Genomic DNA, 21,347 nt, shown 5'->3' with positions numbered 1-21,347 from the left:
CCCATAAAGCAAGGGCCCGGGACGCGCAGTCCCAGGCCCAGGCCGTCAATGCCATGCGGGAGGATGTTACGCCGCCCGGGCGTCCACCAGGAACTGTTCCACCAGGCCGCGCATCTTCTCCGCCTCCCGTGCCATGGAGGTCGCGGCGGTCAGCACGTCATGGGCGGAATGGCCCGTCTCATCCGCGGCGGCGGACACGCCCTGGATGTTGTGGGTGACGCTGTCGGCGCCGGCGGCGGCCTGCTGGACGTTACGGGCGATCTCCTGCGTGGCGGCACCCTGCTCCTCCACCGCCGAGGCGATGGTGGTGGCGATGGTGTTGATGGTCTCGATGGTGCCGGAGATGGCGCCGATGGCGGCCACGGCCTCGCGGGTCGCGTCCTGCACGGACGCGATCTGCGTGCTGATCTCCTCGGTCGCCTTGGAGGTCTGGTTGGCCAGGCTCTTCACCTCGCTGGCGACGACGGCGAAGCCCTTGCCCGCCTCGCCCGCCCGCGCCGCCTCGATGGTGGCGTTCAAGGCCAGCAGGTTGGTCTGGCTGGCGATGTTGGTGATCAGGCCCACGATCTCCCCGATCTTCTGGGCGGTCTGCTCCAGCCCGGCGACGATGGCGCCGGTATGGGTGGCCTGACGCACAGCGTCACCGGCCACCGTGGCCGATTGCGATACCTGGCGGCTGATCTCCTGGATGGAGGAGGCCAGTTCCTCCGCCGCGGCGGCCACGGTCTGCACGTTGGCCGAGGCCTCGACGGCGCCGGCGGCGACGGTGGCGGACTGGCGGGTGGTCTGCTCGGCGGAGGCCGACAGCGAGCTGGCGGTGGCCTGCATCTGCGTGGCGGCGGAGGCCACGGCGCCGATGACGTCGCCGGCCTGCACGTCGAAGGTGCGCGTCAGGCCTTCCAGGGCGGCGGCGCGGGCGACGCGGGCCGCTTGTTCCTTCTCCTGTTCGGCGCGCAGGCGCTCCGTCTCGCGGGCGTTGTCGCGGAAGACCAAGGCGGTCTTGGCGATGTCGCCAACCTCATCCCCCCGCTCCGCGCCCTGGATGTCGATGTCCAGCCGCCCATGGGCCAGATCCTGCAGATTGCGCACGATGTGGGTGATGGGTGTCACCAGGCCGCGCCGGGCGATCAGCATACCGACGACAATGCCCACCGCGATGCCGGCGACGGCGACGATGATGATCATCATCGTCAGTTCCCGCGCCACGGACTGGGCCTGCTGCGCGACGGTGGTGCCGTCCGTGTCCAGGGCGTCCTGCAGGGTCTTGACCTTGTTGATCAGCGTGGTGGCCGCGACGCGGGATTGCGCGACCTCATCCAGGATTTCCTGGCGCGCTGGTTCGTTCTTCAAATCCATGTGCTGACGGGTCGTTGCCGCGGTGGCATCGAACTCCTTCTTGTACGCGGCAAAGGCGGTTTTGATATCCGCCAGCATGGGCCGGTACTTGTCCTCAACCTCTTTGTCCAAAAGGCCCATGTTCCTGTTGAACTCCGAAACCCGGCCGTCCACGTTCTTCAGAACCTCGTCCGCGTCATTGGGATTGGCGGCCATGCGATACTCGCCCCGGTTCATGAACAGGACGTTGGCGTTCAGCTGACCCGCCTGGTGCAGGTTGGTTCCCATGACGTCCAGCCGGTGTGTCGCCACCGCCAGCTTCGACATGCCCATGTAGCCGGCCACGCTGATGGCGAGGGCGGCGAGCGCCATGACCAGGATGACCAGGTTGATCTTGGTTAGGATTTTGGCATTGGCCAGCATGGCGTTGGTCCTCGGGCGTCGGTCGGTATCGGCTTGGTATCAGGAATTGGTTAAGGCCGCGTAAAGACCATACGAAGCTTGCCGGGGTCAACGCTGCCATTGGGATATATATTTACTTTCGTGTATAATTTTCTTATCCGCCAGGCGGACAGGCTGGACGATACTTATAAGGGAATCTAATCGGCGGATTTGAAAAACTGATTGATTCTGATTTTCCTATCTATATTCCAGATACGGGCGCGAGAAGTCGTGGCGTAGCGAAATGGGCCGCTGCTTTTCTGTGATTTTGTCAGATTTCCGTCGCAGGGGACCCCCGCGCCGCGCCGGCGCCGATGGGTGCCGCTGCGATCGGGTAATGCTCCGCCGCCATGGACAGGGGGAATGTCATTGCCTAAAGTCGCGGCTCCCTTTCCGTAATCCAGTTCATGAAGGCGACGGGTTCCCGCGATGCGCTCCTCCCAGTTTTTCCTGCCCACCTTGAAGGAAACCCCGGCGGAGGCGCAGATCGCCTCGCACCGGCTGATGCTGCGCGCCGGCATGATCCGGCAGACCAGCGCCGGCATCTACGCCTGGTTGCCGCTGGGCTGGAAGGTCCTGCGCAAGATTTCGCAGATCGTGCGGGAGGAGCAGGACGCCGCCGGCGCCCAGGAACTGCTGATGCCCACCATCCAGTCGGCGGAGCTGTGGCGCCAGTCGGGCCGCTATGACGATTACGGCAAGGAAATGCTGCGCATCACCGACCGCCACGACCGCGAGTTGCTGTACGGCCCCACGAACGAGGAGATGATCACCGACATCTTCAAGACGTTCGTGCGCAGCTACAAGGACCTGCCCAAGAACCTGTACCACATCCAGTGGAAGTTCCGGGACGAGATCCGCCCCCGCTTCGGCGTCATGCGCGGCCGTGAGTTCCTGATGAAGGACAATTACTCCTTCGACCTGGATGCCGAAGGGGCCAAGCTGTCCTACCGCAAGATGTTCCTGGCCTATCTGCGCACCTTTGCCCGCATGGGGCTGAAGGCCATCCCCATGCGTGCCGACACCGGCCCCATCGGCGGCGACCTCAGCCATGAGTTCATCATCCTGGCCGAGACAGGCGAAAGCGGCGTGTTCTGCCACAAGGATTGGCTGAACCTGGACGTGCTGCAGAACCCGCCCGAGGCCGGCAGCGACCTGAAGGACTTCTTCGCCAAGTACACCAGCATCTACGCCGCCACGGACGAGAAGCACGACCCCGCCACCTGCGAGGTGCCGGAGGACCAGCTGGTCTCCGCCCGCGGCATCGAGGTCGGCCACATCTTCTATTTCGGCACCAAATACTCCAAGCCCATGGGCGCCGTCGTCGCCGGCCCGGACGGGGAGCCGGTGGCGGTGGAGATGGGCAGCTACGGCATCGGCGTGTCCCGCCTGATGGGCGCCATCATCGAATCCAGCCATGACGAGAACGGCATCATTTGGCCGGACGCCGTCGCTCCCTTCCAGGTCGGCCTGATCAACCTGAAGGCCGATGACGCCGCGTGCGCCAGCCTGTGCGAGGACCTGTACGCCAAGCTGAACGCCGCTGGCGTGGAGACGCTGTACGACGACCGGAACGAGCGGCCGGGCGCCAAGTTCGCCGACATGGACCTGATCGGCCTGCCCTGGCAGCTGACCGTGGGCCCGCGCGGCCTGAAGGCCGGCGTGGTGGAGCTGAAGCGCCGCGCCACCGGCGAGAAGCGCGAGCTGCCGGTCGATGCTGCCCTGGCCGAGCTGATCAAGGCCTGACCAGGACAAGAAACGGGACGCCCGCCCCTGTCGCGCATGGTAGGAGCGGGCGCCTTTTTCCGCCCAGAATCACGCGCATTGCCTCATCACTTTCCACCCTCGACGGCCCGGCCCCCCGAATGATCTTTTCCGCCTTTGAACGCATGGTCGCGATGCGCTACCTCCGGGCGCGCCGGCAGGAGGGGTTCATCTCCGTCATCGCCGGCTTCTCCCTGCTGGGCATCGGGCTGGGCGTCGCCACCCTCATCATCGTCATGTCGGTGATGAACGGCTTCCGTACCGAACTGCTGAGCCGTGTCCTCGGCCTGTACAGCCATCTGGAGGTGCAGTCGCTGCTGGGCCCGCTGCCGGAGAATGACGCCGTCACCCAGCGCCTGCTGGCCGTGCCGGGTGTCACCGCCGTCATGCCGACGGTGGAGGGGCAGGCCCTGATCACCCAGGACGGCACCGCCAGCGGCGCCTATGTCCATGGCATCACGCCCGCGGATTTCCGCCGCCGGCCCATCGTCTCCACCCATTTGGTCGAGGGGGCGGCGGAGGCCTTCGGGGCGGCTACCGGTGCCACGGGGGACGAGGCCAATCTGGGCGATGGTATCGCCATTGGCCGCAGAATGGCGCAGCGCCTGAACCTGCATGTGGGTGACAGCCTGCGCCTGATAAGCCCGCGCTTTAACCAGACGGCCTTCGGGTCGATCCCCCGCGCGCGCACTTATCCCATCGCCGCCATCTTCGACGTGGGTATGTATGAGGTCGACAACAGCTTGATCTTCATGCCCCTGGCGGCGGCGCAGACCTTCTTCGGCGTGGCCAACGGTTACACCTCCATCGAGGTGTTCGTGCAGAACCCCACGCAGATCGATCCCTATGTTCAGTCGGTTGGCCGGGCGGCGGGGCAGGAATACCGTGTCTATGACTGGCGCCAGCGCAGCGCCGCCTTCGTCAACGCCATCGATGTGGAGCGCAACGTCATGTTCCTGATCCTGTCGCTGATCATCCTGGTGGCTGCGTTCAACGTCATCAGCAGCATGATCATGCTGGTGAAGGACAAGGGGCGGGACATCGCTATCCTGCGCACCATGGGCGCCAGCCGGGGCATGGTGCTGCGCATCTTCTTCCTGACCGGCGCCAGCATCGGCGTGGTGGGCACCGTCTTCGGCGTCATCCTGGGCGTGCTGTTCACCAAGAACATCGAGGCCATCCGCCAGTTCATCCAGTCCATCATCGGCCGCGACCTGTTCAGCGCCGAGATTTATCTGTTCACCCAAATCCCGGCCAGGCTGGACTGGATGGAGGTGACGCAGGTGGGCGTCATGGCGCTGTTCCTGTCCTTCGCCGCCACCGTCTACCCCTCCTGGCGGGCCGCCCGCCTCGATCCGGTGGAGGCCCTACGCTATGAGTGACGTGTCCGTCATGGAAAAGCCCATCATCCCGGCCACGGGCGATACCGTACTGGAACTGTCCGGCGTCGTGCGCCGCTTCCAGCAGGCGGGTGCCGTGCTGGAGGTGCTGCGCGGTGCCGCCTGTGCGGTGCGCCGGGGTGAGATCGTGGCCCTGGTCGGGCCCAGCGGCGCCGGCAAGTCCACCTTGCTGCACATCGCAGGATTGTTGGAGCATGCCGATGGCGGCGTCATCCGCATCGATGGCCGCGACGCCGCCACGCTGGACGACGCCGGCCGCACCGCCCTGCGGCGGCAGACCATCGGCTTCGTCTACCAGTTCCACCACCTGTTGCCGGAGTTCAGCGCGGAGGAGAACATCGTCCTGCCGCAGATGATCGCCGGCGTGCCGAAGGCCGTGGCGCGGGAACGGGCCAAGGAGCTGCTGGCCCAGGTGGGCCTGGCCGCGCGCGGCAGCCACCGCCCGGCCCGCCTGTCCGGGGGCGAGCAGCAGCGTGTTGCCATCGCCCGCGCGCTGGCCAACCGGCCCAGCTTGCTGATCGCGGACGAGCCCACGGGTAACCTGGACCACCACACCGCCGACGATGTCTTCGCCCTGCTGACCCGCCTGGTGCGGGGCAGCGGTACTGGTAAAGACGGCTTCGGCGCATTGGTCGCCACCCATAACCTGGATCTGGCGGCGCGCATGGACAGGGTGGTGGAACTGCGCGACGGGCTGCTGGTGGAGTCTTGAGCCAGCAGACCCTGGACCTGCCGCCGGGCTTCGACCCCGACGCCGCCTGGCGCTATCACGGCCGCGACTGGTACCGCGACCGGGACGCCCCGGCGGAGCGGGTGGCCGGACCGGCCTTGACCAAGGCTCTGGAATTCGACGGCCGGACCTACCTGCTGACCCTCACCGTGCCCGCCGGCGGCGGCACCCTGGTGATGGGCATGGACAGCGACGACCCTGTGATCCTGGCCCGCGCCCGGCGGGTGGCGCTGCGCATGCTGGGCCTGACGCCGGCGCTGGCCGAGGCCGCCGCTGGGCTGGAGGCGCGGGCGGACCGGGACGCGACGACCGCGCGGCTGGTAGGCGGTCGTCGGGGATACCGCCCACCCTTGGCGGCGACGGTGTTCGAGGCGCTGGCCTGGGCCATCATCGGCCAGCAGATCAACCTGACCTTCGCCGCCGACCTGCGCCGCCAGCTGATCCTGCTGGCCGGCAGGCCGCACCCCTCGGGCATGATCGCGCATCCGGACGCGGCGGCGGTGGCGGCCCTGGATCCGGAACTGCTGACCGCCCGGCGCTTCTCCCGCTCCAAGGCGCGCTATCTGGTCGATGCGGCCCAGGCGGCGATGGATGGCCGGCTGGACCTGGCCGCGCTGGAGCGGCTGGATGCGGACCCGGCCGGCGAAGCGGTGGCCGAGGCGAGCTTGCTGGCCCTGCGCGGCATCGGGCCGTGGACCACCAACTATGTGCTCATGCGCGGCTGCGGCCTGCCCGACCGGGTGCCGGTGGGCGACGCCGGCCTGGCGGCGGCCCTGCAGCGCTTCCACGCCATGGACCGCCGCCCCACGGCGGAGGAGCAGGCCACCCTGATGCGCCCCCATGCCCCCTGGCGCAGCCTGGCCACCGCCCATTTGTGGGCCAGCGTGGCCTGAGGGCGTCCAGACGGCGGACTGCGGCAGGTTGTCGCGCCCGGGAGCGGCAGGATGAGTCGCCCCCTTTGTCACCGCGGCGCGCTTGCGGGCGGGGTGCCATTTTTGCGATAACGGGACGCAACTTTTTAACCTACTTTTCTTTTTAACCTACTTTTCTGCGACCCGTACCCTTGCAAGGGTAGCCCTGACCTCGCCCTGAGAATCCGTCGATTCAAAGGAATTGTCCCCATGCGCCACCGTCTCGCCTCTCTTGTCGCCGCCCTGGCCCTCACGCTGTCCGCCGCCCCGGCCCTGGCGGGGACGACTGATTGCCGCCTGAACCCGGTGGGGGAACTGCCCATCCATCTGGAGAACGGCTTGCCCATCGCCGAGGGCCTGCTGGACGGCAAGCCGGTGCGGGCGCTGGTCGATACCGGCACCACCCGCCACCTGGTGTCGGTGCAGGCCGCCCGTCGGCTGGGCCTGGACTTCCAGGAACGCACCGTGCGCGGCGTGAACCTGGGGCAGGGGGATTGGCGCAAGGCCGGCACCATGATGGCCGACACGCTCAGCTTCGGCCCCTGGCAGGGCAGCGGCTATCGCCTGCAACTGGTCGATGCCGGTGATTTCGGCGCCCATGTCGACATGGTGCTGGGGCAGGATTTGTTCGTGCAGTCCGATGTCGAATTGGACATGGCGCACAATGTCATCCGTTTCTTCCGGCCGGCGGACTGCGATGATACGCCGCTGGCCTACTGGGCCCAGACCTATTCCCAGGCCACGCTGCGCTCCCGTGGGTTCGGCAGCTATTCCGTCAGCCGGGTGGTGGTGCAACTGAACGGGCTGGAGTTCTGGGCCCGGCTGGACACGGGCGTGCGCACCAGCACGGTGCTGACCCGCCTGGCCCACCGCGTGAACGTGCGCGAGGACAGCCCCGGTTCCGTTCCGGGGCCGGAGCGGCGCGACATCGGCCGCACGCCGGTGCCCACCTGGATCGGCACCTTCGACACCCTCAGCGTGGGGGATGAGACCATCCGCAATGCCCGCCTGTCGGTGGGCGATTACTACAATCTGGGCGTGGACCGCGACGGCAGCCTGGCCATGGTGCTGGGCATGGATTTCATCCGGTCGCACCGCATCTTCATCGCCAACAGCCAGGACAAGATCTACTTCACCAACGTGGCCAAGCCGGTGTTCGGTTCGCCGGGGGCGTGATTTGTCGATGCGGGGCCGGGTGCCAGGCGGCCGCATTTACCAATATCGGGGAGTTGCGATGCGTCTCGGGGAAATGCGTGGTGCGGTGCTCTCAACGGCCATCAGCGCAATCTTGATGTCTGCGCCCATCGGTGCCGCCTGGGCTGCGGCTTCGGATTGCAAAGTGAACAAAATCGCGGAGCTGCCCATCAAGGTGGAGCATAATCAGCCGCGGGCGGAGGGGACGGTGAATGGCAAGCCCGTCCATGTCCTGGTCGACACGGGGTCATACCGCACCACCCTGACACGCCGCGCGGCGGAGCGTTTGGGCCTGGACGTCACCCTGCATGCCGCGGCGGGCGTCGCCGTGGGTGTGGGTGGCCAGACGGCCATTGGGTCCGCCCCCGTCGCGGAGCTGTCGTTGGGGAATTGGCACGCCCATGACCTGAGGCTGGAGGTTTTGGACACCGTCGACGTCGGGCCGGCCGTCGAACTTATCCTGGGCCAGGACATCTTCGGTCAGAGCGACGTTGAGCTGGATTTCGTCGGCGGCGCGATCCGTTTTTTCCAGCCGACGGGCTGCGAGGATGTCCCCCTGGCCTATTGGGCCGAGACCTATGCCGAGGCGCGGATGAAGCCCGTGGCGGGGCGGCGCACGTCCAACATGGTGCGGGTGGCGTTGAACGACCATGAATTCTGGGCGATCCTGGATACCGGTGCCCAAAGCAGCAGCGTGCAGCTGCGGGCCGCCCACCACGCCGGCGTGCATGAGGATGATGCCGGTGTCGTCGCTGGATCGGCCAGCCACGGCGTGGGTAAGCGCAGCATTCCCACGTGGATCGGAACCTTTGCGACCTTCGTCGTGGGGGACGAGACGGTTCACAATGTGCGGCTGCGCTTCGGAGACTATTCAGCCGGCTTGGATCCGGAGCGTGATGGCGCGCACGACATGTTGTTGGGCGCCGATTTCATCAAGACGCATCGCATTTATATCGCCAACAGCCAGAACAAAATCTTTTTCACCAACGTTGGGCATCCGATCTTCACGCCCCTGCCCAAGGTCCCCGAAACGGCAGCCAAAGCGCCAGAGACGGGGACACCGGCTGAGAATTGAAAATCCGGGCGGCGGGTCGCTCATTCATAGCGCAGCGCCCGCACCGGCCGTTCGCGGGCGATACGGGCCAGTTGAGTGGCCACCGTCGCCCAGGCCAGGGCCAGCGACACCGCGGCGGCGGCCACGAACCACAGCGGGTCGAGCGCGACGCGGTAGGCATAGCCATCCAGCCACCGGCGCAGGGCCCACCAACTCACCGGCCAGGCGATCAGGCAGGCCAGGCCCACCGGCTTGCAGGACTGCCACAGCAGCAGGCGCAGGATCTGGGGCAGGGTGGCGCCCATCACCTTGCGGATGCCGATCTCCTTGGTGCGCCGTTCCGCCGTGAAGGCCGCTAGGCCGTACAGGCCCAGGCAGGCGATGACGATGGCCAAGCCTGAGAACAGGGCGAAGATCCCGCCCATCCTGCGCTCCTGGTCATAGAGGTGCTGGTAACGGTCCGACAGGAACCAGCGGCGTATGGGCTGGTCCGGCACCAGGGTCGCCCAGGCGCGGTCGATGGCGGCCAGGCCCGCCGCCGTCTCGCCGGCCTTCAATCGGACCATCATGACCGAAAAGCCGTCACCGACATGGAAGATGGCGGGCGACACCGGGCGGTGGATGGAGCGGAAGTGGAAATCCTCCACCACGCCGATGACGGTGCCCCGGATGGTCAGGGCGGAGCCGGCCGAGCCCACGGTCTTCAACACCACCTGTCCGATGGCGGCCTCCGGGCTGGCGAAGCCCAGGCGCCGCGCGCCGGACCGGTTCAGCACCACCGCCGCCGGCAGCTCCAGTGGTGTCATTCCCGGGGGCGGTGGCTTGCCCGCCAGCATCCAGTCCGGCCGGTGCACCTTGTCGGCGGGCCGGCTGGGGTCGAAGGTCCGCCCCGCGATCAGGCGCAGCCCCATGGTCTGGATATAGCCGAAGCTGACCCCCTCGCCCCGCATGGTGACAGGGGCGGCGTCCCCCGGCCGGCGCACCAGTTCATCCTCGCCCTCATCCGGGTTGCCCAGATAGATGGTGCTGGCCGCCACGTCCGCGATGGCCGGTTCCTGGCGCAGCCTGTCCATGAAGGGGGGCCATTTGCCGGGCGCGCCCAGCGTGTCGTCGATATCGACCATGACCATGTTGTCGCGCTGGAACCCGACCGGCTTATGCCGCGCATACAGATACTGGCCGTGCACCACCGCCGCCGTCGCCAGCAGCCCGATGGACACGGCGAACTGGAACACCACCAGCAGGGTGCGCAGCCGCCCGGTGCCGCTGGCGGCTGAGGTCCCCCGCAGGGCGGATACCGGGGTGACAGCGGACAGGACGAAGGCGGGATAGGCGCCGCTGGCGACGCCGGTGAGCAGGCCCATCCCGGCCAGCAGGCCCAGCAGCGCCGGGTCGCCATAATCCAGCCTGAGCGGCGTGACCGTCAGGCGGGAATAAAGGGGCAGGGTGACCTCCGCCAGGGCGATGGCCAGGATCATGCCCAGGCCGGTCAGCAGCAGCGCCTCACCCATGAACTGAAGCATCAGGCGGCCCCGGCTGGCGCCCACCGTCTTGCGCACCCCCACCTCCCGCGCGCGCAGCGAGGCGCGGGCGGTGGCCAGGTTGGTGAAGTTGATGGCGGCGACGCCCAGGATCAGCGCCGCCACCAGGGACAGCAGGGACAGGCTGCCCGCGTCGGTTCCCGGCTGGGCGTCATCCTCGATGGGATCGGTGTGAATGGTGCGCAGGGGGCGCAGGTGGGGCACATACATCTCCGCCAGCCGCAGGGGGCCTTGCGGCGTTTGAGCGTCCGGTGCCGCTTGGCGGTACCAGCTGGTCAGCTCCCGCTCAACGGCGGCGGCATCGGCCCCCGGGGCGAGCCGGATGTAGGTGCGCCAGTCCAGCGCGAACCAGTCTTCCTCTGGGTTAGGCTTGGACAGGATGATGGAGTTGCTGGGCACCATCATCAGGGACGGGGCGAAGTGCGTGGTCTCCGGCAGGTCGGCGACCACGGCGCGCACCGTCAGGCTGTGGTCACGTACCACCAGGGTCTGGCCCAGGGCGGGCCCATCACCGAAGTAGCGGCGCGCCCCCGTCTGGGTCAGCACGGCGGCGGCCGGGTCGGCCAGGGCCGCCGTGGCATCGCCGGCAAATACCGTGCGGGGGAATACCGCCAGGAAATTGCCGTCGACGACGGTAACGACATCCTTGAACCGTTGGTCACCCTGGCGCACCACCATCCGCTCGCCGCTGGCGCGGGTCACCGCCTCCACCTCCGGGTGGTCCTGGGCGAAGGCCGGGCCGATGGCCCGACCGGTCTGGGCGATGCGGCGGGCCGCTTGGCCCAGATCGTGGACCTCGGTGTCGATCTGGTAGAGGCGGTCGGCGGCGGGGAAAAAGGCGTCGAAGGAGGTTTCGTGCCGCACGAACACCAGGATGAGGATGGCCGCCGCCAGGCCTATGCCCAGGCCCAGCACGTTCAGTGCCGTGTACAGCCTGTGCCGGGCCATGACCCGCAGGGCCACCGTCAGATACTGTCCCACCCACCACCCCCTTCGCCATCCTTGGGCCATCCGGTTGTCCAGGCCCGCTGTTTTGCACCGGAATAAGCAATAACAAGGCCATCAATAAGCGCTTGTTTTTCCTATCACCCCGCGCAAGGGTCGCTGTCCGCGCGCGGACAGTGTGCGGAAACGGACGGCGTATCCGTCGCGACATGCGCGCCCTGGCGGGGCCGCGTTCCGCGTGGCAGGGTGGGATGGTAAGGAAATGGTTGGTGGTGTGAAATGGGTGTGACGCTGGCGGGTGCGGGCCGGGGCCGGTGGTCCCAGGTGATGACGGTGGTGCGGGTTGCCAGCGGCAACTTCCTGGAAATGTACGACTTCATGGTGTTCGGCTATTTCGCCGGGGCCATCAGCCGGGCCTATTTCCCCCAGGGCAGCGACACTGCCGGCTTGCTGCTGACCTTCGCCACCTTCGGCGCCGGCTTCCTCATGCGGCCCATCGGCGCCCTGGTCCTGGGCGCCTATATCGACCGCAAGGGTCGCCGGGACGGCTTGCTCCTGACCCTGGGCCTCATGTCCGTCGGCACCATCACCATCGCGCTGATGCCTGGCTATGCCACCATCGGCCTGCTGTCACCCTTGCTGGTGCTGCTGGGCCGGCTGGTGCAGGGCCTGTCGGCGGGGGTGGAACTGGGCGGCGTCTCCGTCTATCTGGCGGAAATCGCCACGCCGGGCCGCAGAGGCTTCTACGTCAGCTGGCAGTCCGCCAGCCAGCAGGTGGCCGTCATGGTGGCCGCCCTGATCGGCGTGACGCTCACCTTCACCCTGACGCCGGAGACGATGCAGGCCTGGGGCTGGCGCATCCCCCTGGTGGTGGGCTGCCTGATCGTTCCCTTCCTGTTCCAGATCCGCCGCTCCCTGACCGAGACGGAAACCTTCCTGGCCCGCACCCACCACCCCACGGTGGGGGAGATCATGGCCACCTTGGCGGCCAATTGGGGCGTCGTCCTGACGGGCATCGGCCTGGTGATGATGACCACGGTGTCGTTCTATTTCATCACCGCCTACACCCCCACCTTCGGCCGTGACGCCCTGCATCTCAGCGACATGGACAGCCTGCTGGTGACCCTGGCCGTGGGTGCCAGCAATCTGCTGTGGCTGCCCCTGTCGGGTGCCCTGTCCGACCGCATCGGTCGCCGCCCCATCCTGGTGGCCTGCACCCTGCTGGCGCTGGCGACGGCCTATCCGGCGCTCAGCTGGCTGGCGGAGGCGCCCAGCTTCGGCCGCCTGCTGGGGGTGGAGCTGTGGCTGTCCTTCCTCTATGCCAGCTACAACGGCGCCATGGTCGTCTACCTGACGGAAATCGTGCCGGTCACCGTGCGCACCGCCGGCTTTTCCCTGGCCTACAGCCTGGCCACCGCCGCCGGCGGCTTCACCCCCTTCATCAGCACCTACCTGGTGAAGCATGGCGGCAACGCCGCCATGCCGGGGCTGTGGCTGTCGGCGGCGGCCCTGTGCGGCCTCATCGCCGTGCCGGTCAGCGCGAGGTTCGCCAAGCGGCATGCCGACTAAGGGCGGTTACCGCCCCCGCGCCAGCCAAACCGTATGCCCGCCGCAGTCGGGATCCTCCGCCCGAAATGCCACGACATCGAAGCCGTGGCCGTCCAATAGGGCGCGGTACTCGGCCGGGTCCAGGCTGGCGTGGTACAGCGGCTCCCCGGCATAGCTGCCCAGGACCACGCCGTGCCGTGGTCCGCTGGTGAACATCAGGGCGGCACTCGGCAGGGCGTGACGCTGGAAAACGGCGAACAGGGCGCGCTGGTCGTCAGCCGTCAGGTGGAAGAAGCTGTTCCAGGCCAGGATGCCGGCGTAGCGCCGGTCCAGCTCCAGGCCGCGCATGTCGGCCAGACGCCAGTCCTGCGCCGGCATGCGGGCGCGGGCCAGGTCCAGCAGGGCGGGCGCGGTGTCCACGCCGGTGACCGCGCGGCCCCGGTCGACCAGATAGGCGGCCATGGGCTGACCGCCACCACAGCCCAGGTCCAGCATGGGTCCCGGTGGCGCCAGGGCCAGGAAACGGGCCAGCCAGGCGCCCTCCATGTCAGGGTGGCGCCGTTGGCCGGCCTGGCGGTCGGCCTCCCACGCCAGGCCGTGGCGTTGGTACAGGGCGATGATGCCGTCGGCGTCTTTGTCCATGGGACGATCCGGGGTGCGTATCCTTGGTGCCGCCAAGGATACGCCCTTGGGCACGCCAGCGGCGACCGCCAATGCGCGATCAGGCCGCGCGGACCGTCGCCAGGAAGTCTGACACCTCGCGGCGCAGGTGCTCCGCCTCCGTCGACAGGCTGCGGGCGGCGGCCAGCACCTGGGTGGCGGCGGTGCCGGTTTCGCCGGCGGCCTGGGTGACGCTGGTGATGGTGCCGGACACCTCGCTGGTGCCGGCGGCCGCCTGGCTGACGCTGCCCGCGATGTCGTTCGCCGCCGCACTCTGCTGGTCGACGGCGGCGGAAATGGCGGTGGCGATGCGGTTCATCTCCCCGATGGTGCCGGCGATGGTCGAGATCGACTGGCCGGCGGCGTTGGACGCCGCCTGGATATCGGTGACCCGGCTTGCCACCTCTTCCGTCGCTTTGGCCGTCTGGTTGGCCAGGGCCTTCACCTCGCTGGCCACGACGGCGAAGCCCTTGCCGGCCTCGCCCGCGCGGGCCGCCTCAATGGTGGCGTTCAGCGCCAGCAGGTTGGTCTGGCTGGCGATCTCATGGATCAGCGCGACCACGGTGTTGATGTCGGCGGCCGAGCTTTTCAGCGTCGTCACCGCCGCGACCGTCTCGTCGGTGGTGGTGACCGCTTCCGAGGCCACGGTGGAGGAGCGCGCGACCTGGCGGCCGATTTCCTGGATCGACGCCGACAGTTCCTCCGTGGCGCTGGCGACCGTGTTGACGTTGGCGGCGGCCAGTTCCGCGGCGCTGGCCACGGTCTGCGACTGTCGGCTGGTTTCCTCGGCGGTGGCGGCCATGGCCTGCGCGGCCGCCTGCATCTCCGTGGCCGCGCCGGCCACGGCGTCCACCACGCCCTTGACCGACTCCTCGAAGCGGCCCGCCATCTCCAACAGCGCCGCCTTGCGCCGCGCCTCGGCCTCCTGCTTCTCGCGGGCCGCCGCCTCTTCCATGGCGCGGACGCGCAGGGTGCTTTGCTTGAACGCCTCCGCCGCGTGCGCCAGGTTGCCGATCTCGTCCCGGCGGCCCAGGCCCCGCACCTCCACGGTGGTGTCGCCCGCCGTCAGCCGGGCCATGACCGCGATGATGCCGTTGATGCCGCCGGTCACCGACCGCACGACGACCACCGCCAGGATCACGCCCGCCACGATGCCCAGGCCGCTGATCCCGATGGTCAGGGCCATGGTGCGGCTGAAACGCGCCATCGAGTCGTCGAAGATGCGCTTGGCCTCGTTGACCTGCAGGGCGATCAGCGGGGCCAGGGCCTGGGTCACGCGCCCGAAAGCCTCACGGTCCTGCGGGTCGCCGGCGGCCAGGGCGCGGTAGGCGGTGTAGAGGGGCTCGAACGTGCGGGCCAGGTCTGCCTCCTCCGGGGTCAGGTAGGTCGACATGTAGTGCGTCCAGGCCGCCGTCATGCCCGCCTCGGCGCTGGGGGCCTTTTCCCCCGTGCCGCGCGCCGCCCGCAGTTGGTACAGGTTGTCCTGAAGGGCGTTCAGATCGGCCAAGGCGACCGTGCGGTCCTCATAGACGCTCTTGAGGTCCTGGTTGGTGCTCCAGGCGCCTTGCAGGCCCAGGGCGCCCGCCACGATGGCCACAAGCGCCAGGCACCCCACCAGCAGGGTGAGCCGCGTTCCGATCTTCAGGTTGTTCAGCATGACAAGGCCGGTCCTCAATTATTCACGGCTCAACTATGGGAAATCACCCTTGAGCAATGATTAACGAGGTAGTCCGTCGGACCGCATCCATAAGGATGGCAAAAGGATAGGATGCCGAACCGGGGTCACCCCACCGGCAGCAGCAACTGCGCCTTCAGGCCCGGGCCGTTATCCTCCAGCACCAGGGTGCCGCCATGGCGCTGGGCCACGGCGTCGACCAGGCTAAGGCCCAGGCCGCTGCCGGGGCGGGCCTGGTCGCGTTCCAGGCGGAAGAAGCGCTCGCGCACCCGCTCGCGGTCCTCCGCCGGGATTCCGGGGCCGTTGTCGGCCACGGTGATGCGCACGCGGCTCCCGCCGTTGGGAACGGGGCCGTCGCTGGCCACCGTCAGGCTGACGCGGCCGCCCTCGGGCGTGTACTTCAGGGCGTTGTCCAACAGGTTGGCCAGGGCCTGGCCCAGCAGCTGGCGGTTGCCCTGGACCATGGCGGCCGGGCCCGTGGCCTGCACCGCCATGGTGAAGGTGATGCCCTGATCCTCCGCCACCGCGTCATAGAGTTCGCCGGTGCTAAGCGCCAGGGCATCCAGCTGCACCGGGGCGATGGGCAGGCTGGCGCCGGACTCCACCTCCGCGATGGCCAGCAGGGCGCGGAAGGTGGCCAGCAAATGGTCCACCTCCTCGATCGCCGCTTCCAGCACCTCCCGCGGGTTCTCCACCGTCTCGTGCATCAGGGCCAGTTCCAGGCGGGTGCGCAGGCGGGTGAGGGGGGTGCGCAAATCGTGGGCGATGCCTTGGCTGACATGGCGGATGCCGGCCACCAGCGCCTCGATGCGGTCCAGCATGGCGTTCAGGGTGTGGGCCAGCTGGTCGAACTCGTCGCCGCTGCCGGTCAGGGGCACACGGCGGACCAGCATGCCTTCGCGGATGGCCTCCGCCGTGCGGGTCACGCCGTCCAGGCGCCTCAGCCAGACGCGGCTCATGGCCAGTCCGCCGACCAGGCCCAGGACCAGGGCCAGGCCCATGCTCCAGCCGATCACGCGCTCCAGCCGTTCGCGCAGCACCCGCACCTCGCCCAGGTCCCGCCCCACCAGCACGCGGTAGCCACCCGGCAAGGCCGCGATCAGGGCACGCACGTCGCCGGGGCGCACCTGGCCGGTGCTGGGGTCCTTCACCGGCAGATTGACCCAGCCGGCTTCGTCAATCCCCTTGGGCCAGAACTGGTTGCCGGCCAGGGTGGACCCGGAACTGGCTGACAGGATGTAGATGGACGCGGCGTTGCCCATGCCGCGCTCATTCACCGCCTCCGCCAGGCCCGCCATCCCGCCGGTGCGATAGCGGTCGGCCAGGGCCTGCATATCCTCGCGGATGGCGGTGTCGGCCTGCCCTGCCAGGAAGCCCGCCGTGGACCAATAGATCAGCCACAGCACCAGCAGGACGGAGCCAATGAACAGCCCGAGATAGATCAGGGCGAAACGGAAGGTGGTGGTGCGCAGCAGCCGGCCCAAATGGCGGTCCGCCGGGCGATGCCGATCAGCCGGCCCGTCACCCGCCGTCCCGCCGTCGTTCCCCTTGGCCATCAGGCGGCGCTTCAGGGCCTTAAGCAATATCCGGCCCCCCGCACGGTCTGGATCAGGGCGTGGTCGAAGCCCTTGTCCACCTTCTGGCGCAGGCGCGCGATGTGCACGTCGATGACGTTGGTCTGCGGGTCGAAATGATAGTCCCACACCTGCTCCAGCAGCATGGTGCGGGTGACCACGCTGCCGACATTGCGCATGAGGCATTCCAGCAGTTGGAACTCACGCGGCAGCAGGTCGATGGCCTTGCCGCCGCGCTTTACCGTGCGGGCCAGCAAATCCAACTCCAGGTCCCCCGCCACCAGCTTGGTGGCCTGGGCCTGCGGGGCGGCCCGGCGGCGGCCCAGGCTTTCCAGCCGGGCCAGCAGCTCGGAAAAGGCGTAGGGCTTGGTCAGGTAATCGTCACCCCCGGCGCGCAGGCCGGTCACCCTGTCCTCCACGCTGCCCAGCGCGCTCAGCACCAGCACGGGCGTGTCGTTACCGGCGGCGCGCAGCAGGCTGACCAGGGACAGGCCGTCACGGCCGGGCAGCATGCGGTCCACCACCAGGGCGTCGTAATGCTCCGCCCCCGCCAGGTACAGCCCCTGCGTGCCATCGGGCGCGTGGTCCACGGCGTGCCCCGCCTCCTTCAGGCCTTTCAGCATGTAGGCGGCGGCCTGGGCGTCGTCCTCGATGACTAGGATCTTCATGGGCGCAAAACCTGGGTTGGGGTAGGCGTAACCGGCAGAAGTCACGAACTCCGGCTGCCGAAGGCCGGCGACCGCCGGCCTGGGCCGGTCAGGCCCGTGAGCCAAGCCGCCGGATGGCGGCGCCCGGCGCTTGAGGGCCAGATACCAGACCAAAGGGCCGGACGGTGGTGATCCGCCCGGCCCTGGCTCTCCATCATCCGGCGCCGTCGCGGGCCGGGGGGCCGGCGTCAGCCCTTGGGCGTCACCGGCAGGGGCAGGAACATCTGCTGGTCACCACGGCGGACCAGCAGCAGAACGGACTTGCGGCCGTCCTTCTTGGCCTTTTCCACCTGGGCGGTGACGTCGGCCGGGGCCTTCACGCTTTCATTGTTGACGCTGGCGATGATGTCGCCGGGGCGCAGGCCCAAATCGTCCTTGCCCGGATCGACGATGACGACACCCTGGGCGTCGCCGTCCAGGCCCAGGCGTTCCCGGGTGCGGTCGTCCAGCTTGCCCAGCTTCAGGCCGGCGACGCTGGTGTTGTCGCCCTTGCCGTCCGTCGAGCCAGATCCGACGGCCGGGCCGTCCTTGTCGTTGCTGGGCGCCTCACCCAGCTTCACGGAAACGGTGATGGCCTTGCCGGCGCGCAGCACGCCCAGGTCCACGGTCTTGCCCGGGTCGATGCCGGCCACGTTGCGGGCCAGGTCGCGCTGGTTGTCGATGGCCTTGCCGTTGATGCTCTGCACCACGTCGCCCTGCTTCAGGCCGCCCTTCTCGGCCGGGCTCTTGGGCGAGACGGCGTTGATGATGGCGCCCTTCGGCTCCTTCAGGCCCAGGCTGTCGGCGATCTCCGGCGTCACGGCCTGCAGGGTCACGCCCAGATAGCCGCGCTGCACATGGCCGGTGGCCTTCAGCTTCTCGATCACCGGCTTGGCCACGTTGGACGGGATGGCGAAGCCGATGCCGACCGACCCGCCGGTGGGCGAGAAGATGGCGGTGTTGATGCCGATGACCTCGCCATTGGCGTTGAAGGTCGGACCGCCCGAGTTGCCCTTGTTGATCGAGGCGTCGATCTGCAGGAAGTCGTTCAGGTTGGCGGGGTCGATGTCACGGCCGCGGGCGGAGACGATGCCGGCGGTGACGGTGCCGCCCAGGCCGAAGGGGTTGCCCACGGCCACCACCCAGTCGCCGGGCCGCATCTTGTCACTGTCGCCGAAGGCCAGGGCCTGCAGCGGCTTCTTGGTTTCCACCTTCAGCAGCGCCAGGTCCGACCGTTCGTCCTGGCCCACGATCTTGGCGGGCACGTCGTCGGTCTGGTCCTGGAAGTGGACCTTCACCTCATCCGCCCCCTCGATGACGTGACGGTTGGTGACGATGTAGCCGGTGGGGTCGATGACGAAGCCGGAACCCAGGGCGGATTCGATCCGGGGACGGCCGCCGCCGCCACGACCGCCGGGCAGGGCGTCATCGGGCAGGCCGAAGTGGCGCATCATCTCCTGCAGTTCCTGGGGCACCTGCGGCGTCGTCACCTTGTGCGCGGCGGTGATGGTCACCACCGCCGGCGACACCTTCTCCACCAGGTCGGCGAAGCTGGGCAGGGACGCCGGGCTGGCGGCGTGGGCGGTGATGGCGGCCGGTGGGGCCACCAGCGCGGTGCCGGTCATCAGCCCGATGGCCAGCGCGGTGACGGCCAGGCGGGGAAAGCGCTTCTTGGTGCTGGGAACGGTGGTCATGGTCTAACGCTCGCTTTCACGAAGATATTCTTGGCAAGAAGATATTCTTGGTCTTGGGATTCCCGGATTCGCCTTTCGGCGGAACCGGGTCAGGAGGCGGGCCGGCGCGGGGCCAAGCCTCAGGTATCACTTCAGGTGTCGATGGAACCGTCGTCGAAGCCGCCGTCGTCGGCGGTGTCATAGCTGGCGTCCTGGTAGCCGCCGGTATCATCGCGATAGCTGTCGTCGCGATATCCGGTGTCCTGGCGGCCAGGATCGAAGCGGTCGCCATTCTCATTCACGATGGTCTCGTTGACGGTGGTGTTGTTGATCACCGTCTCGTCGATCCGGTCGCCGCCATAGCCGGCCCCCCAGGGGGAACCGCCAAGGCCACCCCCAAGACCGCCGTGACCGCCCCGGAACAGGGACTCCACGGCATCGGCCGCCAGCACGCCACCGGCGACGCCGGCCATGGTTTCGAACATGCCGCGCATGAAGCTGCGGGGCTGGGCATAGACGGGCGGGGCGCCGTAAGCCGGCTGGCCATACGCCGGCTGCGGCGGCGCATAGGTTTGGCCATAGGGGGGTTGGCCATAGGCGGCCTGGCCGTAGGGTGCCTGGGGCTGCTGTGCGGGGTAGGAGGACTGCCCCCACGGGCCGGGGGAGGGGCCGGTGGACGAGGTGCCGGCCGATTGGCCCGACGATGGGCCGGTGAAGGGCGGGGGACCGCCCTGCGGACGGGCGGCCGCGGTCTGCTGCAGATCGGCCAGGCGACGCTGCGCATCCACCAGCGCTTCCTGCTGGGCCAGCAGCGCCTGCGCCATGATGTAGGGCAGCGCCGGCTGGCGGGAGAGGGCCTCACCCACCAGGCGATCCGATTCCGGGTCGCGGGGCATGCCGTCCAGTCGGGACACACGCGCCAGCAGGGCTGTCAAATCTTCGCGGTCCTTCGGGGTCATGATGGTTTCTCGCCTGCTTTCCTCGGTTGGGCGTGGGGTACGCCGACGCAATTAACATGGGACCCAATTAACATGGGACGATCATCGCCCGCCGCAACGAGGATGATCATGGCCGGAATAGACTTTCCAGCCTGTGGAGCCAGGATTAAGTTTTTTTCATGCGGTGATGGCCCTAAAGCGATAGGAACACGTCTTCCTTTTGACTTGCCGAGGGTGCCCCCGGGGGCACGCCGTCCGCCCATGGCCATCATGCTACCCCTGGCGCCCCCCGCCTACACCCCGGAGGAGATGCGCGCCCGCGTCCTGCACCAGGACGCCGACGTCCTGATCGTGGACAAGCCCTATGGCCTGCCGGTGCATTACGGCACCAAGTCCACCGACCATCTGGAACGCTATCTTCCCTGGCTGGTGGCGGAGGACGCGCCGGCACCGCGCCTGGCCCACCGGCTGGACAAGGACACCACCGGCTGCCTGGTGCTGGGCCTGAACGAGACCGCCTCCACCCGCTTGGGCAAGCTGTTCCTGGCCGGCCGGGTGGGCAAGCGCTATTGGGCCGTGGTCAAGGGCCGGCCAGCGGCGGAGGCGGGCCGCATCGAGCTGCCGCTGATCAAGCGTCCGGTGCCGGGCTGCTCCCGCATGATGGTGGATCATGAGGAGGGCAAGCACGCCCTCACCGAATGGCGGGTTATAGCTGAAAGTGTTGGGACCGAAGGGCAGGCGCTGTCCTGGCTGGAACTGACGCCGCGCACCGGGCGCATGCACCAGTTGCGCGCCCATTGCGAGGCTATGGGCTGGCCCATGCTGGGCGATCCGATCTATGGCCGCGATTGGCGGGTGGAGGGTGGGCGGGACCCCGCGCCGGCCGTGCCCCTGCACCTGCACGCCCGCTGGGTCGCCCTGCCCTGGGGGCCGCCGACGGAGGCGCCCCTGGCGGCCACCGCCCCCCTGCCGCCGCACATGCGGGACACCTTCCAGCGGCTGGGATTCGCGCCGGAGGCCGCGGGCTGACGATACGACTTTTAGGCGACGGGTTGGCGCGGCACCCCGCGTATAAGCATCGACTCAAGGGTCCCCGAAACGAAAGGGCCCCAAAGAGAAAAGGTCGGTGGCATGACACCACCGACCCAGTAGGCTTGGAAGGAATTCAAGACAGGACGGCAGCAACCGTCTTGGCTTGGTAGATCCACTACCGCGACCGGACAGGCCAGGACGCCGGACCGATCACCGCAGGTACGGGGAACATCCGCCGGGCAGGGT

The 21,347-nt window shown here is 68.3% G+C and carries 16 protein-coding genes; 8 read left to right on the top strand and 8 right to left on the bottom strand.

Features of this window, described 5'->3' with window-relative positions:
- Window positions 1–66 precede the first annotated feature (66 nt).
- A complete protein-coding gene (locus UCD39_RS02665) occupies window positions 67–1,758 on the bottom strand; it encodes a methyl-accepting chemotaxis protein (protein WP_330494581.1) in 1,692 nt (563 codons plus the stop codon).
- 447 nt (window positions 1,759–2,205) lie between these two features.
- Between UCD39_RS02665 and proS the strand changes: the two genes are divergently transcribed.
- The 6 genes from proS to UCD39_RS02635 all read left to right on the top strand — a co-directional run bounded on the left by proS (window position 2,206) and on the right by UCD39_RS02635 (window position 8,850).
- Window positions 2,206–3,522, top strand: a complete 1,317-nt coding sequence (gene proS / locus UCD39_RS02660; protein ID WP_330494580.1) for a proline--tRNA ligase — start codon at window positions 2,206–2,208, stop codon at window positions 3,520–3,522.
- A gap of 119 nt (window positions 3,523–3,641) precedes the next feature.
- Entirely contained in the window at window positions 3,642–4,922 is a 1,281-nt protein-coding gene (locus UCD39_RS02655; protein ID WP_145732177.1) for a lipoprotein-releasing ABC transporter permease subunit, read from the top strand.
- Window positions 4,915–5,652: an ABC transporter ATP-binding protein gene (locus UCD39_RS02650; protein ID WP_330494579.1), complete on the top strand. Its 738-nt coding sequence runs from the start codon at window positions 4,915–4,917 to the stop codon at window positions 5,650–5,652. Before UCD39_RS02655 ends, UCD39_RS02650 begins: the two co-directional genes overlap by 8 nt.
- Complete coding sequence (locus UCD39_RS02645) at window positions 5,649–6,563, top strand: DNA-3-methyladenine glycosylase family protein (protein ID WP_330494578.1); 915 nt, start codon at window positions 5,649–5,651, stop codon at window positions 6,561–6,563. The genes UCD39_RS02650 and UCD39_RS02645 overlap by 4 nt, the downstream gene beginning before the upstream one ends.
- A gap of 228 nt (window positions 6,564–6,791) precedes the next feature.
- Window positions 6,792–7,757, top strand: coding sequence for an aspartyl protease family protein (locus UCD39_RS02640; RefSeq protein WP_330494577.1), 966 nt, complete (start codon window positions 6,792–6,794; stop codon window positions 7,755–7,757).
- A 163-nt stretch (window positions 7,758–7,920) separates the two neighbouring features.
- On the top strand, window positions 7,921–8,850 hold the full coding sequence (locus UCD39_RS02635; RefSeq protein ID WP_330494576.1) for an aspartyl protease family protein: 930 nt from the start codon (window positions 7,921–7,923) through the stop codon (window positions 8,848–8,850).
- Window positions 8,851–8,870: 20 nt separating this feature from the next.
- Here the strand turns inward: UCD39_RS02635 and UCD39_RS02630 are convergent, their stop codons facing one another.
- A complete protein-coding gene (locus tag UCD39_RS02630) occupies window positions 8,871–11,351 on the bottom strand; it encodes an ABC transporter permease (protein WP_330494575.1) in 2,481 nt (826 codons plus the stop codon).
- A gap of 243 nt (window positions 11,352–11,594) precedes the next feature.
- Between UCD39_RS02630 and UCD39_RS02625 the strand changes: the two genes are divergently transcribed.
- Window positions 11,595–12,884: an MFS transporter gene (locus tag UCD39_RS02625; protein ID WP_330494574.1), complete on the top strand. Its 1,290-nt coding sequence runs from the start codon at window positions 11,595–11,597 to the stop codon at window positions 12,882–12,884.
- A 6-nt stretch (window positions 12,885–12,890) separates the two neighbouring features.
- On the opposite strand, the gene UCD39_RS02620 is transcribed toward UCD39_RS02625, so the two are convergent.
- The 6 genes from UCD39_RS02620 to UCD39_RS02595 all read right to left on the bottom strand — a co-directional run bounded on the left by UCD39_RS02620 (window position 12,891) and on the right by UCD39_RS02595 (window position 20,090).
- Window positions 12,891–13,505 (bottom strand): class I SAM-dependent methyltransferase, encoded by a 615-nt coding sequence (locus UCD39_RS02620; protein WP_330494573.1) that lies wholly within the window; start codon window positions 13,503–13,505, stop codon window positions 12,891–12,893.
- Between the two features lie 79 nt (window positions 13,506–13,584).
- Entirely contained in the window at window positions 13,585–15,180 is a 1,596-nt protein-coding gene (locus UCD39_RS02615; protein ID WP_330494572.1) for a HAMP domain-containing methyl-accepting chemotaxis protein, read from the bottom strand.
- Between the two features lie 125 nt (window positions 15,181–15,305).
- Window positions 15,306–16,781 (bottom strand): sensor histidine kinase, encoded by a 1,476-nt coding sequence (locus tag UCD39_RS02610; protein ID WP_330494571.1) that lies wholly within the window; start codon window positions 16,779–16,781, stop codon window positions 15,306–15,308.
- Window positions 16,766–17,440, bottom strand: a complete 675-nt coding sequence (locus UCD39_RS02605) for a response regulator transcription factor (RefSeq protein WP_145732159.1) — start codon at window positions 17,438–17,440, stop codon at window positions 16,766–16,768. Before UCD39_RS02605 ends, UCD39_RS02610 begins: the two co-directional genes overlap by 16 nt.
- Before the next feature lie 227 nt (window positions 17,441–17,667).
- The gene (locus tag UCD39_RS02600; RefSeq protein WP_330494570.1) at window positions 17,668–19,152 is read right to left on the bottom strand and encodes a Do family serine endopeptidase; all 1,485 of its coding nucleotides are present in this window, start codon (window positions 19,150–19,152) and stop codon (window positions 17,668–17,670) included.
- A 131-nt stretch (window positions 19,153–19,283) separates the two neighbouring features.
- Window positions 19,284–20,090, bottom strand: coding sequence for a DUF2076 domain-containing protein (locus tag UCD39_RS02595; protein WP_330494569.1), 807 nt, complete (start codon window positions 20,088–20,090; stop codon window positions 19,284–19,286).
- Window positions 20,091–20,330: 240 nt separating this feature from the next.
- On the opposite strand from UCD39_RS02595, the gene UCD39_RS02590 reads away from it, so the two are divergent.
- The gene (locus UCD39_RS02590) at window positions 20,331–21,098 is read left to right on the top strand and encodes an RluA family pseudouridine synthase (RefSeq protein ID WP_330494568.1); all 768 of its coding nucleotides are present in this window, start codon (window positions 20,331–20,333) and stop codon (window positions 21,096–21,098) included.
- Window positions 21,099–21,347: the final 249 nt, after the last annotated feature.

The organism is Nitrospirillum karajorum (assembly GCF_036348415.1).
In the GTDB taxonomy this organism is placed as follows: Bacteria; Pseudomonadota; Alphaproteobacteria; order Azospirillales; family Azospirillaceae; genus Nitrospirillum; species Nitrospirillum amazonense_B.
The sequence above is the reverse complement of the archived record's forward strand: the minus strand, read 5'-3'. Positions and strand labels throughout refer to the sequence as shown.

Excerpts from the sequence above, each read along its gene's own strand:
- UCD39_RS02665 (WP_330494581.1), bottom strand. The coding sequence starts at position 1,758 with ATGCTGGCCAATGCCAAAATCCTAACCAAGATCAACCTGGTCATCCTG.
- UCD39_RS02600 (WP_330494570.1), bottom strand. The coding sequence starts at position 19,152 with ATGACCACCGTTCCCAGCACCAAGAAGCGCTTTCCCCGCCTGGCCGTC.
- UCD39_RS02590 (WP_330494568.1), top strand. The coding sequence starts at position 20,331 with ATGGCCATCATGCTACCCCTGGCGCCCCCCGCCTACACCCCGGAGGAG.
- UCD39_RS02615 (WP_330494572.1), bottom strand. The coding sequence starts at position 15,180 with ATGCTGAACAACCTGAAGATCGGAACGCGGCTCACCCTGCTGGTGGGG.
- UCD39_RS02620 (WP_330494573.1), bottom strand. The coding sequence starts at position 13,505 with ATGGACAAAGACGCCGACGGCATCATCGCCCTGTACCAACGCCACGGC.
- UCD39_RS02595 (WP_330494569.1), bottom strand. The coding sequence starts at position 20,090 with ATGACCCCGAAGGACCGCGAAGATTTGACAGCCCTGCTGGCGCGTGTG.
- UCD39_RS02650 (WP_330494579.1), top strand. The coding sequence starts at position 4,915 with ATGAGTGACGTGTCCGTCATGGAAAAGCCCATCATCCCGGCCACGGGC.
- UCD39_RS02640 (WP_330494577.1), top strand. The coding sequence starts at position 6,792 with ATGCGCCACCGTCTCGCCTCTCTTGTCGCCGCCCTGGCCCTCACGCTG.
- UCD39_RS02655 (WP_145732177.1), top strand. The coding sequence starts at position 3,642 with ATGATCTTTTCCGCCTTTGAACGCATGGTCGCGATGCGCTACCTCCGG.
- proS (WP_330494580.1), top strand. The coding sequence starts at position 2,206 with ATGCGCTCCTCCCAGTTTTTCCTGCCCACCTTGAAGGAAACCCCGGCG.
- UCD39_RS02605 (WP_145732159.1), bottom strand. The coding sequence starts at position 17,440 with ATGAAGATCCTAGTCATCGAGGACGACGCCCAGGCCGCCGCCTACATG.
- UCD39_RS02625 (WP_330494574.1), top strand. The coding sequence starts at position 11,595 with ATGGGTGTGACGCTGGCGGGTGCGGGCCGGGGCCGGTGGTCCCAGGTG.